This window comes from Pseudomonas sp. H3_E04, assembly GCF_054668915.1.
Map to the genome: position 1 here is coordinate 5,773,369 of NZ_CP162797.1, position 12,529 is coordinate 5,785,897.

Sequence of the window (12,529 nt, forward strand, 5' to 3'; positions counted from 1 at the left end):
CTGGCCCGTGCGTCAATCAACGCAGGCGAATGAAAGGAGTATAGAGGCGGTTTTCCGGCTGCAAGCCGTAGTGGCACATTGGTGGTAATGATTTTGCCATTAGCCTCATAGCGATTCGCGCTAAGGCTCAGGCGATGCGCTCCAGCGGCAGGTCGTTCCAGTGTGGCGGCAAGGGTGGCAGACCGTGAGCGGCGCGGGCCTTGTCGCAGTCGGGATTGTGCTCGCCGTTCTCCCACGATGCCTCGAACTCGCGGCAGGTGCTCGAACGTTTGTCATAGATCGTGCAGGCCACGGCACTGCCGACCTCTCCCGCCAGGGACATGCAACGCGCCGGTTTGCGATCGGTGCCGATCATTGCGACCCGGCTCGGGGTGATCTGCGCGACAAGTTCATCGGGTACCGTCCCGCCAGAGGATGAGCACTCACCCCAGAAAAAAGACACGCGAAAGTGGGAACAGCAGGCACCGCAATTCAGACACGGACTGGCTTCGGACATGGGCGGAGGTATCAAAGGGATTGATCGGAAGATCCGGACGGATCCGGCGGCCATTCTAGGCTTTGCCATGGCGTTGGGAAGGGGGGCACGAAACTATTTTTTTGTCGCCGGATTTTGCCGCGAAAGCCCCGTATGGCTGGGGATTCCTGACTTATCAAGGGCTTACGTTTCGTTACAGTGCGATGGGTCGATATCAGGCTGACGAATGATGACAGACAGCCCCCGCGCGGCTGACTAGATTGCAGGTTCCGGGCTCGACGCGCTGGCAGTGAAGCCCTCATAACAATAAAGAGACGGACCCATGCAGAACTCGACCCAAGCGGCGAATGCCTGGCGCATTCTGTTCCTGCTGTTCCTCGCCAACCTGTTCAATTTCTTCGACCGCACCATCCCGGCGATCATCATCGAACCAATCCGCATGGAATGGCACCTCAGCGACTTTCAACTGGGCATCATCGGCACTGCGTTCACCATCGTATACGCCATTGCCGGCCTGCCACTGGGGCGCATGGCCGACACCGGTTCACGCAGCAAACTGATGGGCTGGGGCCTGGCGACCTGGAGTGCGCTGACTGCGGTCAACGGTATGGTCGGCAGTTTCTGGAGTTTCCTCATCGTGCGCATGGGCATCGGCATCGGCGAAGCCAGTTACGCACCCGCGGCCAACTCGCTGATCGGCGACCTGTTTCCAGCACACCGTCGGGCGCGGGCGATGGGTATTTTCATGCTCGGCCTGCCGTTGGGGCTGCTGTTGGCGTTCTTCACCATCGGCGCGATGGTCAAGGCCTTCGACAGCTGGCGCGCGCCGTTCTTCATCGCTGCCGTGCCGGGGCTGATCCTGGCCATTTTCATGTTCTTCATCAAAGAGCCAAAACGCGGCGCGGCAGAAACCGTGCAGGTCTCGCAGGAGAAAGTCGACAAGCCGATCCGCCGCGTCCTCGCCGTGCCGACCTTCCTGTGGCTGGTGATGGCCGGGTTGTGCTTCAACTTCGCCACCTATGCCTGCAACTCGTTTCTGGTGCCGATGCTGCAGCGCTATTTCCTCATGCCGTTGCAGGAGGCGGCGGTGGCCACCGGGGTGATCGTTGGCGTGACAGGATTGGTCGGGCTGACCCTTGGCGGCTGGATCGCCGACAAGATTCATCAGCGTTTCGCCAGTGGACGGCTGTTGTTCGCCGCGTTCAGCCTGATCATTTCGACCCTGTGCACGGCGTGGGCGCTGCATGCCGGGCGCATCGAGATCGGTGTGTTCGTCGCGGTGTTCAGCGTTGGCTGGCTGTTCGCGTACAACTTCTATACCTGCGTGTACACGGCGATTCAGGACGTCGTCGAACCACGTCTGCGGGCGACGGCGATGGCGTTGTTCTTCGCCGGTCTGTATCTGCTCGGCGGTGGGTTGGGGCCGGTGGTCGTGGGTGGGCTGTCGGATCACTTCGCGCACACGGCGATGCTGGCGGCAGGGGCTGAGCAGATGACCGAAGCGTTCAAGGCCGTCGGCCTGCATGACGCGATGTACCTGATCCCGGTGGCGCTGTTCCTGACCATGGTCTTTCTGTTTCTGGCATCGCGGTGCTTTGTGCGGGATGCGCAGCGGATGAAGGACGGGTTGGTGGCGGTGGTTGAGCCAGAGGTTGCAGCGGCGACTGCTTAAGAACAAAAGATCGCAGCCTTCGGCAGCTTCTACAGGGGAAACGCATTCACGTGTAGGAGCTGCCGAAGGCTGCGATCTTTTGCTTTTGCTTCTGAAGTAAAAGAGGCCCGCATCACTGCGGGCCTTTTGGTTTTCAGCGGTGGAGCTGGGCGGTCAGCCTGCCACCAGCACCCGAATCGCTTCCAGGCGCAACGCCGCTTTGTCGAGCATCGCCAGACCCTGCTCACGCTGAGTACGCAACGCCTCCAGTTCGCTGTCACGCACGGTCGGGTTGACCGCTTGCAACGCGGTCAGGCGCGCCAGTTCTTCGTCGGTGTCGGCGGCCAGACGGCGGCGCGCTTCGGCCACACGTTCGGCGTGACGCGGGGCGATTTTTTCTTCGCCGGCGTTGATCCGTGGCGTCAGCTGATCGCGCTGGGCCTGGATGAACTTGTTGGCGCTGGCGCGGGGCACGCTTTCCAGCTGATCGTTGAGGGTTTCGAACGACACCCGTGGCGACAGGTCATTGCCATTGGCATCGAGCAGGCAACGCAGCGCCGCCGGTGGCAGGTAGCGACCCAGCTGCAGCGAGCGCGGTGCGACCACTTCGCTGACGTAAAGCAATTCCAGCAACACGGTGCCCGGTTTCAGCGCCTTGTTCTTGATCAGCGCGACGGCGGTGTTGCCCATCGAACCGGACAGCACCAGATCCATGCCGCCCTGCACCATCGGGTGCTCCCAGGTGATGAATTGCATGTCTTCGCGCGACAGCGCCTGGTTGCGGTCGTAGGTGATGGTCACGCCTTCGTCGTCGCCCAGCGGGAAACTGGCGTCGAGCATCTTCTCGCTCGGCTTGAGGATCAGGGCGTTTTCCGAATGGTCTTCGCTGTCGATGCCGAAGGCGTCGAACAGGGTTTCCATGTAGATCGGCAGGGCGAACTGGTCGTCCTGCTCGAGGATCGCCTCGACCAGCGCTTCACCTTCGCCTGCGCCGCCGGAATTGAGCTCCAGCAGACGGTCGCGGCCGGTGTGCAGTTCGGCTTCGAGACGCTCACGCTCGGCGCGTGCCTCGTCGATCAGCGCTTGCCACTCGCTATCGTCAGCCTCTTCGAGCAGCGGCAGCAGGCGTGGGCCGAACTGATGCTGCAAGGCGTTGCCGGTCGGGCAGGTGTTGAGGAAGGCGTTGAGCGCCTCGTGGTACCACTGGAACAGGCGCTCTTGCGGGCTGGTTTCCAGGTATGGCACGTGCAATTCGATGATGTGCTTCTGGCCGATCCGGTCGAGACGGCCGATACGCTGCTCGAGCAGGTCCGGGTGCGACGGCAGATCGAACAGCACCAGATGATGAGCGAACTGGAAGTTGCGACCCTCACTGCCGATCTCCGAGCAGATCAGCACCTGCGCGCCAAACTCTTCGTCGGCGAAGTAGGCGGCAGCGCGGTCACGCTCGAGGATGTTCATGCCTTCGTGGAACACCGTGGCCGGGATGCCGGAGCGTACGCGCAAAGCGTCTTCCAGATCCATCGCGGTTTCGGCGTGGGCGCAGATCACCAGCACTTTGGTGCGCTTGAGCATTTTCAGCTGATCGATCAGCCACTCGACGCGCGGGTCGAATTTCCACCAGCGTTCTTCTTCGCTGGCCTCCGGCTGGGCCTGGAAGCTGACTTCCGGGTACAGCTCGGCGTGTTCGCCCAGCGGCAGTTCGAGGTATTCGGCCGGGCACGGCAACGGGTACGGGTGCAGTTTGCGCTCGGGGAACCCCTGCACGGCGGCGCGGGTGTTGCGGAACAGCACGCGGCCAGTGCCGTGGCGATCGAGCAGTTCACGCACGAGGCGGGCGCTGGCTTCGCTGTCGCCATCGTTGACGGCGGTGAGCAGGGCTTCGCCTTCATTGCCGAGGAAGCCGTGAATGGTCTTGTGCGCTTCGGCGGAGAGACGGCCCTTGTCGAGCAGTTCCTGCACGGCTTCGGCGACCGGACGATAGTTGTCGCTCTCGGCGCGGAACGCGGCCAGGTCGTGAAAACGGTTCGGGTCGAGCAGGCGCAGACGGGCGAAGTGGCTGTCCTGACCGAGTTGTTCCGGGGTCGCGGTGAGCAGTAGCACGCCGGGAATCACTTCGGCCAGTTGTTCGACCAGCGAATATTCCGGGCTGGCTTTTTCTTCGTGCCAGACCAGGTGGTGCGCTTCGTCGACCACCATCAGGTCCCAACCAGCGGCGAACAAGGCGTCCTGCGCCTTCTCGTCGTCGACCAGCCACTCCAGCGCGACCAGCGCCAGTTGCGTGTCTTCGAACGGGTTGGTGGCATCGCTTTCGATGAAGCGTTCTTCGTCGAACAGCGCGACCTGCAGGTTGAAGCGGCGGCGCATCTCTACCAGCCACTGGTGCTGGAGGTTTTCCGGGACCAGGATCAGCACGCGGTTGGCACGGCCCGAAAGCAGCTGGCGGTGGATCACCAGACCGGCTTCGATGGTTTTACCCAGACCCACTTCGTCCGCCAGCAATACGCGCGGGGCGATACGGTCGGCGACTTCGCGGGCGATGTGCAACTGGTGCGCGATCGGTTGCGCACGCACGCCACCCAGGCCCCACAGCGAGGACTGCAACTGGCGGCTGGTGTGTTCAAGGGTGTTGTAGCGCAGGGAGAACCAGGGCAGCGGGTCGATCTGCCCGGCGAACAGACGGTCGCTCGCCAGACGGAACTGAATGAAGTTCGACAGCTGGGTTTCCGGCAGGGTGACGACTTCGTTCTGCCCGTTGAGGCCGTGATAGACCATCAGCCCGTCGACGTCGTCGACCTGCTGCACGGTCATCTTCCAGCCTTCGAAATGGGTGATGGAGTCGCCGGGCGAGAACCGCACGCGGGTCAGGGGCGCATTCCGTAGCGCGTACTGGCGGGTCTCGCCAGTGGCCGGGTAAAGCACGGTCAACAAGCGGCCGTCCTGTGCCAGAACGGTGCCTAAACCAAGCTCTGCTTCGCTGTCACTGATCCAGCGTTGCCCCGGTTGATACTGCTGCGCCATGCTGCCTGACTCCCACCTTGAAAAAGCGGGCTATCTTAACGGAATGACGGCTTCAGGGCCAAAGATTACTGGCGTAGGAGCTGCCGAAGGCTGCGATCTTTTGATCTTTGAGAACCCTTCAGGTTTGAGCTGTCTGATAAGGATCGCAGCCTGCGGCAGCTCCTACAGGTGCGAGGTGCATCACACAATTGCGACAGGCGGCTCAAGGCGCCTGCACCCCAGCCGATAGCCTGCAGACAGGAGACCTTTATATGTTGCCACCGATGCTCCCCTTGAGCGCCGTGCCGATCACGTCCCAGCAGGATCCGATCCGCCAGCGGCCGGACATCCCGCCGGTGGTGCCGGTGCAGGAAAGCTCCAACGAAAGCACGATCGATCTGCACAAGCGTGATCCGGAAGAGGATCGCCTGCAGGCGCGCGAAGAACAGCGTCGCCAGCAGGAACGTGACCGTCGACGCCGTGAGGCGGATGAGGATCCGGAAGAGCATCTGGCCGTGCCGGGCACTGAGCTGAACGCCGATAACACCGTACCGGTGGTGCCGTTGATAGACGATCAGCCGCGTCAGGGGTTGTGGGTTGATATCGAGATTTGAGCGGTGACTGGTCAGCGCCAGCGCCAAGCGGCATGATTGGCGCAATCCTGCCGGTGACGGCAGCTGTGATCTCTTTTGCGATGTGCCGGACGCCATGAGCCAAGACGATAAACTGATCGACCTCAGCACTGAACGCGCCAAGCGTGTGCATGACCTCAACGAGAAACGCTTGATCGAAGTGCGCAACGCTTTCGAGCAGGCGATGCCGTTGGGAAAAACCAAGAAAAAGTCGAAGAACAAACCGAAAAAGCGTTGATCTCCCCCTGCATTCGTTGATGCAGGTCAGTTATTTGCCCTCCTTTATTTCTCTTCGTTGCGGATATTGATCCCGGTCAATGTGTGCGCCTGTGTGTTTGTTAATTTGAATCCATCGCAGCAAAGCAAAGCAAAGCAAAGCAAAGCAAAGCAAAGCAAAGCAAAGCAGGGCCGGGAGGTCAGTCATGTTTTTCGATAACGTGGTGTTTGCCGGGGTTCTCACGGTGGGGCTCATGGTGCTGTTTTTTGCAGGGTTTGGATTTTTTATCTGGAAGGATGCGCATAAGCGGCGCAAGTGAGTTCTTCTGGATTGATGGGCACGCAAGGCATTTTGGGGCGACTTCGGTTGCCCCTTTTTTTTTGTGCCTTGGCGGCCTTTGGGCCGACCAGGCTGTTGGGGGTTTGGGTGAATATCCGTTGCTTGGGTAGCGGCTGCTGGCGGTTTCGCCTGACGGCGACTTACTTTTTTACAAGCGCCAAAAAAAGTAAGCAAAAAACGCTAGCTCCTGCGTTCGGCCCTCGCAGGCTCGGGTTCCTTCGCTGCGGGACTGATCCGGGCGCAGCGGCTACGGTTTGCTTCGCTGCACCTCCTTCCGCTGTGTCTGGCTGCGCCAGACGGTCGCTGCGCTCCCACGCCCGGATCAATCCCTCCACTCAGCCTTCCGACGTCGCCGGTGGATCAAGATCAAGGGCACTCGAGCTTGCGCTCATTGTTGAGTGGGGCGGCTTTGCCGCGGGGCAGCTGCGCTGCTTTGCTTTGCTTTGCTTTGCTTTTGTGGGAGCGAGCCTGCTCGCGAAGGCGGCCTGACAGCCGACCTGTTCTTGAAGTGGTACCCAATCCAACTGTAGGAGCTGCCGAAGGCTGCGATCTTTTGCTCTTGCTCTTGCTCTTGCTCTTGCTCTTGCTCTTGCTGTTGCTCTTGCTCTTGCTGTTGCTGTTGCTGTTGCTGTTGCTGTTGCTGTTGCTGTTGCTGTTGCTGTTCTGTGGGAGCGAGCCTGCTCGCGAAGGCAATCTGTCGACCAACCCATTTCTCCCAGATACCCACGATCCAACTGTAGGAGCTGCCGAAGGCTCGGGCTGCGATCGGGATCGGTCGACGTCTTGAAGAGTGAAACGCTGTAAAAGCGAAACCATAAGCAGCCGTTACGGTAGCAACGGATATGCTCCAATCCCCAATCCCCAATCCCCAATAACAAAAAAGGCGTGATCCTCACGAATCACGCCTTTTCCAATCAACAGCCAACGATCAACTACCCAAAGCCTTCGAAGCCAACCAGAACAACCCGGCCGACAGCGCCACTGTCGCCGGCAAGGTCAGTACCCAGGCCAGCAGAATAGTCTTCACCGTGCCACCCTGCAGGCCGCTCTTGTTGGCAACCATGGTCCCGGCAACACCCGAAGACAACACATGAGTGGTCGACACCGGCAGGCTGAAAATATTGGCCATGCCGATCAGGCTGGCTGTGGTGATCTGCGCCGACATGCCTTGGGAATAGGTCATGCCTTGCTTGCCGATCTTCTCGCCGATGGTCAGCACTACGCGTTTCCAGCCGACCATGGTGCCCAGGCCCAGTGCCAGGGCGACCGCCAGAATCACCCAGAACGGCGCGTATTCGGTGGTGGTGGTCAGGTCTTTGCGCAGCTTGTCGAGGTCAGCCTTTTCACGGGCTTCCAGGCCAGGCAATTTGCCGACTTTCTTTGCCGTGTCGTCCAGGCAGAGCAGGTAGCGACGCACTTCGATGCGGCTGTCCGACGACAGCGAATGGTAGTCCGCTACGCCTTTAAGCGTATGCAGCAAGGCGGTGATGGTCGGTTCGGTCTGCTGCGGGTTGCAGCGGAATTTCTCCGGCAGGTCGCCTTCCACGCTCTTGCCCAGGGCCAGGAATTCACCCAGCGAATCGGCGTTGCGCTGGTAGAACTGGCTCAGGTGCAGCGTCGCGTCGCGGGTGCGTTCGATCTGGTAGGTGGTGCTGTTCAGGTCGAGCACGAACTGCGCCGGGACGATGCCGATCAGCACCAGCATGATCAGGCCGATGCCTTTCTGGCCATCGTTGGAGCCGTGCACGAAGCTCACGGCCATGGCCGAGATCACCAGAACCAGACGGTTCCAGAATGGAGGGTGCTTTTTGTCGTCGATCTTGCGGCGCTGTTCCGGCGTCTTGTGCATCTTCGACAGCGGCCGCCACCATTTCAGGCCGATCAGCACCAGCGCGGCGATGAGGAAGCCGGCCATCGGCGAGAACACCAGCGAGGCGCCGATGTCGATCGCTTTCTGCCAGTTCACGCCATCTCTCAACGGGATGTCGTTGATCAACGCGTTGGCCAGGCCGACACCGAGGATCGAGCCGATCAGGGTGTGCGAGCTTGAGGCCGGGATACCGAAGTACCAGGTGCCCAAATTCCAGGCGATGGCCGCGGCGAGCAACGAGAACACCATCGCCAGGCCATGGCCGGTGTTCACATTGATCAGCAGCTCTACCGGCAGCAAGTGGACGATGGCATACGCCACGCCAACGCCGCCCAGCAGCACGCCGAGGAAATTGAACACACCGGAAAAGAACACCGCCAGGTGCGGCGGCATGGCTTTGGTGTAGATAACAGTGGCTACCGCGTTAGCGGTGTCATGAAATCCATTGATGAACTCGAAGGCGAGGACAAACGTCAGGGCGAGCAAGAGGCTCACAAGCACCCAAGCATCCAGTCCGCTGAATAAATCGATCATGAAGGTTTTCTGACCCGGTCGTAAGGGGGCGCGATTATGCCAGAAAAGACAGGAAATCGATGCCCCGTCTGCTCACTGGTCACAGACATCTGCGATCTAATTTGTTGCAGGGCGTGAAAACCAAGCGGTGCGCAGGGTTTTTCAACTGTTTGATTTTATTTAAGAAACAGGATTTTTGCGGCGATTTTTCCGATGCCGCATAGGCTCAAACGTTTGTCTGAAATATCTCTGAAACCTGTGGGACGCTCGTTCATAAGCCGCAGAACAGCGATGCAGCCGCTGCCCGCGGATAGCGGGCGCGCGAGGTGTCGTCTTGCCACCGCGCTGTGGTCGAGGTGGACGCCGACTTTCGAATGCTCAACCGCCGTGGCTCATGGCTCTTCGGCTTTGAGTTCCTTTTCGATCTTTTCGATTTCCTGCTTGAACACCTGATCCTGAACGGTAGGGCGCTTGCGCCATGCCTTGCGTTCCGGTTCCGGCTGAGCGGCGTAGGTGGTGACTTCCCCGCCGTAAACTTCCTTGTAACGTTGTTCCTGGCGCTCTAGTTCCGCGCGCAGTTCGTCTTTCGTCACGGTGCTACCTGTATGAGTTGAATTGAATATCCGGTGAAACACACTGCAACGAGTCAATTGCGCGCCCCCGCCAGTCATCCACGGCCCGATCAGGCCGGGTGGCATTGGAGAGGCGATCAAGACTTCCGTGTTACAGGCGGCTACGGCACCAGATAAAAACTGACGCAGCATCAGTTTCCTGTTTCAGCGAGCGCTGGCGTTGCATGTGTGATGGGCGCCGGGCGCTGGCCGGAGCTGAGACGAAGGACCTCGTTTCAGCAAGTCGCGGGCTTTTGATTAAAGCGCCGCGACTAGGGTGCATTATAGCGGTCGATTCGGGAATGACTATCTTTGCCAAGTTAAAAACGGTTCTGAATGTGTGATGGTTTTGTTGCCGGCAACTTTTGCCGCTAGTTAAGTGTAAAGACAGCGTTATAAAACAGGCGTTGTGTTTTTGGCGCCATTAAGTGGAATAACTAAGTTGCGAGCAGAATCGATAAAGCCGCCTCAGGGATGAAGAGGAGGAAAAATGGTCTCGATTGCGATAATCGGTCGGCGGTTCGATAATCGCCCAATGTTGGCGCCCCGGTGCTTGTGCATCGCGCGGCGAGCCGTTTGACTAGGCATCGATGCGTGCCGGACAAGGACAAGAAATGAACGATCAAATGCGCAACTCCTTCACGTCGGTGGCGCCGCCCATCGTCGCATCGCCGGCCAAACGCATTCAGGCGCTGACCGGTGATCCGGATTTCATGACTTCGCTGGCTCGAGGCCTGGCGGTGGTGCAGGCTTTTCAGGAACGCAAACGCCACCTGACCATCGCGCAGATCAGCCACCGCACGGAAATCCCTCGCGCCGCCGTGCGCCGTTGCCTGCACACCTTGATCAAGCTCGGCTACGCCACCACCGATGGCCGCACCTATTCGTTGCTGCCGAAAGTGCTGACCCTCGGCCATGCCTATCTTTCCTCGACACCGCTGGCGGTTTCCGCCCAGCCGTATCTGGACCGGATGAGCGAGCAACTGCACGAAGCCTGCAACATGGCGACGCTGGAGGGCGACGACATTCTCTACATCGCTCGTTCGGCGACCACTCAACGATTGATCTCGGTAGACCTTTCGGTGGGTGGAAGGCTGCCGGCATATTGCACGTCGATGGGGCGGATTCTGTTGGCGGCGCTGGACGACACATCCCTGGGCGAATACCTCGACCACGCCGAACTGGTGGCCAAGACCAGCCGCACCATTCATACCCCCGACGCTTTGCTCGAATGTTTGCAGCAGGTGCGTCAGCAGGGCTGGTGCATTGTCGATCAGGAACTGGAACAGGGGCTGCGTTCGATTGCCGTGCCGGTGTACGACGCCTCCGGCCAAGTGGTCGCGGCGCTGAATGTCAGCACTCACGCTGGCCGGGTCAGCCGTGCCGAACTGGAGCAACGCTTTTTACCGGGCCTGCTCAGCGCCAGTCGCGACCTCAGTGCGCAGTTGTTCGCCTGAGGAAGCTGTTCGATAAACGCACAGTGTTGCGTTTATCGAATTGACGCTAAATCCCTCGGATCATTAATGTCGCGGCAGCGTCATCCGGCGCTGAAGTGAATGAGCCCGCCGGATTGTCGACCTCGATAATAATGACAAGAGGCAACTCACCATGCGCCCGCTCCCCGTCTGTCCATGTTTCACCCGTTGTTGCCGGGTTCACCGCAACGCCTGATTACAACCTTCTATTCTTGACCGTGCCGTGCTTTGGCCGGCCGCCGTTCGACTGCGTTTTTTGCGTGGAATAAAAATAATGAACCAGCCTCAGTCCGCTGTGGGTAACTGCCTTGATGTGCAGACCTTCATCAACGCCCAACCGATCTCGCGCTATCAATGGCGGGTGGTGATCCTGTGTTTCCTGATCGTATTTCTCGACGGCCTCGACACCGCCGCCATGGGCTTCATCGCCCCGGCGCTGTCGCAAGACTGGGGTATCGACCGCGCGAGCCTCGGCCCGGTAATGAGTGCCGCGCTGATCGGCATGGTCTTCGGTGCACTCGGCTCCGGCCCTCTGGCTGACCGCTTCGGGCGCAAAGTCGTCCTCGTCGGTGCGGTGATTCTGTTCGGCGGCTTCAGCCTGGCCTCGGCGTACAGCACCAACGTCGAACAGCTGCTGGTGCTGCGCTTCCTCACAGGCCTCGGTCTCGGCGCAGGGATGCCCAACGCCACGACGCTGCTCTCGGAATACACCCCGGAGCGCAAGAAGTCGCTGCTGGTGACCAGCATGTTCTGTGGCTTCAACCTTGGCATGGCCGGCGGCGGCTTCATCTCTGCAAAACTGATTCCGGCGTTCGGCTGGCACGCCTTGCTGATGATCGGTGGGATCCTGCCACTGATCCTCGCGGTAGTGCTGCTGTTCTGGTTGCCGGAGTCGGCGCGCTACCTGGTGGTACGCAATCGTGGCACCGACAAAGTACGCAAGACCCTCGCGCCGATCGATCCTGTCACCGTCGCCCAGGCTTCGAGCTTCAGCGTGCCGGAACAGAAAACCGTCAAGGCGCGCAATGTCTTTGCGGTGATTTTCTCCGGCACATACAGCACCGGCACCTTGCTGCTGTGGCTGACCTATTTCATGGGCCTGGTGATTGTGTACCTGCTGACCAGTTGGCTGCCGACGCTGATGCGCGACAGCGGTGCGAGCATGGAGCAGGCCGCGTTCATCGGCGCGTTGTTCCAGTTTGGCGGCGTGTTGAGCGCGGTCGGGGTGGGCTGGGCGATGGATCGCTTCAATCCGCACAAGGTCATCGGCATTTTCTACCTGCTTGCCGGGGTGTTTGCCTACGCGGTAGGGCAGAGCCTGGGCAACATCACCTTGCTGGCAACGCTGGTACTGGTGGCGGGCATGTGCGTCAACGGCGCGCAATCGGCGATGCCATCACTGGCAGCACGCTTCTACCCGACCCAAGGCCGCGCGACCGGGGTGTCGTGGATGCTCGGCATCGGCCGCTTTGGCGCGATTCTCGGCGCGTGGATGGGCGCAACCTTGCTTGGCCTGGGCTGGAATTTCGAGCAGGTGCTGACTGCACTGGTGATCCCGGCAGGGTTGGCGACGGCGGCGGTGCTGATCAAGGGCATGGTCAGTCATGCGGATGCGACCTGACCGGGCATGAATCTTTATTGAACATGCCGCCTCTTCGCGAGCAGGCTCGCTCCCACTCTGGAATGCATTTCCCTGTGGGAGCGAGCCTGCTCGCGAAGCTTTTGATCTGATTGTTAGGTGAACAA

The 12,529-nt window shown here is 60.1% G+C and carries 10 protein-coding genes; 6 read left to right on the forward strand and 4 right to left on the reverse strand.

Features of this window, described 5'->3' with window-relative positions; translation table 11 throughout:
• Positions 1-127 precede the first annotated feature (127 nt).
• Positions 128-496, reverse strand: coding sequence for a YkgJ family cysteine cluster protein (locus AB4N53_RS25930; protein ID WP_024011928.1), 369 nt, complete (start codon positions 494-496; stop codon positions 128-130).
• A 301-nt stretch (positions 497-797) separates the two neighbouring features.
• Here AB4N53_RS25930 and AB4N53_RS25935 point away from each other — a divergent pair, with 301 nt between their 5' ends.
• A complete protein-coding gene (locus tag AB4N53_RS25935; protein WP_460124706.1) occupies positions 798-2,147 on the forward strand; it encodes a spinster family MFS transporter in 1,350 nt (449 codons plus the stop codon).
• Positions 2,148-2,300: 153 nt separating this feature from the next.
• On the opposite strand, the gene rapA is transcribed toward AB4N53_RS25935, so the two are convergent.
• Positions 2,301-5,147, reverse strand: coding sequence for an RNA polymerase-associated protein RapA (gene rapA / locus AB4N53_RS25940; RefSeq protein WP_460124709.1), 2,847 nt, complete (start codon positions 5,145-5,147; stop codon positions 2,301-2,303).
• Positions 5,148-5,398: 251 nt separating this feature from the next.
• On the opposite strand from rapA, the gene AB4N53_RS25945 reads away from it, so the two are divergent.
• The 3 genes from AB4N53_RS25945 (at position 5,399) to ccoM (ending at position 6,294) form a co-directional block, all read left to right on the forward strand.
• A complete protein-coding gene (locus AB4N53_RS25945; protein WP_460124712.1) occupies positions 5,399-5,740 on the forward strand; it encodes an aspartate-semialdehyde dehydrogenase in 342 nt (113 codons plus the stop codon).
• Between the two features lie 94 nt (positions 5,741-5,834).
• Positions 5,835-5,996 (forward strand): hypothetical protein, encoded by a 162-nt coding sequence (locus AB4N53_RS25950; protein WP_460124715.1) that lies wholly within the window; start codon positions 5,835-5,837, stop codon positions 5,994-5,996.
• A 184-nt stretch (positions 5,997-6,180) separates the two neighbouring features.
• Positions 6,181-6,294, forward strand: coding sequence for a cytochrome c oxidase subunit CcoM (gene ccoM / locus AB4N53_RS25955; protein ID WP_016771346.1), 114 nt, complete (start codon positions 6,181-6,183; stop codon positions 6,292-6,294).
• A gap of 948 nt (positions 6,295-7,242) precedes the next feature.
• Here ccoM and AB4N53_RS25960 read toward each other — a convergent pair.
• Positions 7,243-8,718: an inorganic phosphate transporter gene (locus tag AB4N53_RS25960; protein WP_016771345.1), complete on the reverse strand. Its 1,476-nt coding sequence runs from the start codon at positions 8,716-8,718 to the stop codon at positions 7,243-7,245.
• 371 nt (positions 8,719-9,089) lie between these two features.
• Positions 9,090-9,290, reverse strand: coding sequence for a hypothetical protein (locus AB4N53_RS25965; protein ID WP_008080067.1), 201 nt, complete (start codon positions 9,288-9,290; stop codon positions 9,090-9,092).
• A 632-nt stretch (positions 9,291-9,922) separates the two neighbouring features.
• Between AB4N53_RS25965 and pcaR the strand changes: the two genes are divergently transcribed.
• On the forward strand, positions 9,923-10,765 hold the full coding sequence (gene pcaR, locus AB4N53_RS25970) for a pca regulon transcriptional regulator PcaR (RefSeq protein ID WP_016771343.1): 843 nt from the start codon (positions 9,923-9,925) through the stop codon (positions 10,763-10,765).
• Between the two features lie 292 nt (positions 10,766-11,057).
• Positions 11,058-12,404, forward strand: coding sequence for an aromatic acid/H+ symport family MFS transporter (locus tag AB4N53_RS25975; RefSeq protein ID WP_460124718.1), 1,347 nt, complete (start codon positions 11,058-11,060; stop codon positions 12,402-12,404).
• Positions 12,405-12,529 lie beyond the last annotated feature (125 nt).

Coding starts and splice junctions, on each gene's coding strand:
- AB4N53_RS25935 (WP_460124706.1), top strand. CDS start 798: ATGCAGAACTCGACCCAAGCGGCGAATGCCTGGCGCATTCTGTTCCTG.
- AB4N53_RS25975 (WP_460124718.1), top strand. CDS start 11,058: ATGAACCAGCCTCAGTCCGCTGTGGGTAACTGCCTTGATGTGCAGACC.
- rapA (WP_460124709.1), bottom strand. CDS start 5,147: ATGGCGCAGCAGTATCAACCGGGGCAACGCTGGATCAGTGACAGCGAA.
- ccoM (WP_016771346.1), top strand. CDS start 6,181: ATGTTTTTCGATAACGTGGTGTTTGCCGGGGTTCTCACGGTGGGGCTC.
- AB4N53_RS25945 (WP_460124712.1), top strand. CDS start 5,399: ATGTTGCCACCGATGCTCCCCTTGAGCGCCGTGCCGATCACGTCCCAG.
- pcaR (WP_016771343.1), top strand. CDS start 9,923: ATGAACGATCAAATGCGCAACTCCTTCACGTCGGTGGCGCCGCCCATC.
- AB4N53_RS25930 (WP_024011928.1), bottom strand. CDS start 496: ATGTCCGAAGCCAGTCCGTGTCTGAATTGCGGTGCCTGCTGTTCCCAC.
- AB4N53_RS25950 (WP_460124715.1), top strand. CDS start 5,835: ATGAGCCAAGACGATAAACTGATCGACCTCAGCACTGAACGCGCCAAG.
- AB4N53_RS25960 (WP_016771345.1), bottom strand. CDS start 8,718: ATGATCGATTTATTCAGCGGACTGGATGCTTGGGTGCTTGTGAGCCTC.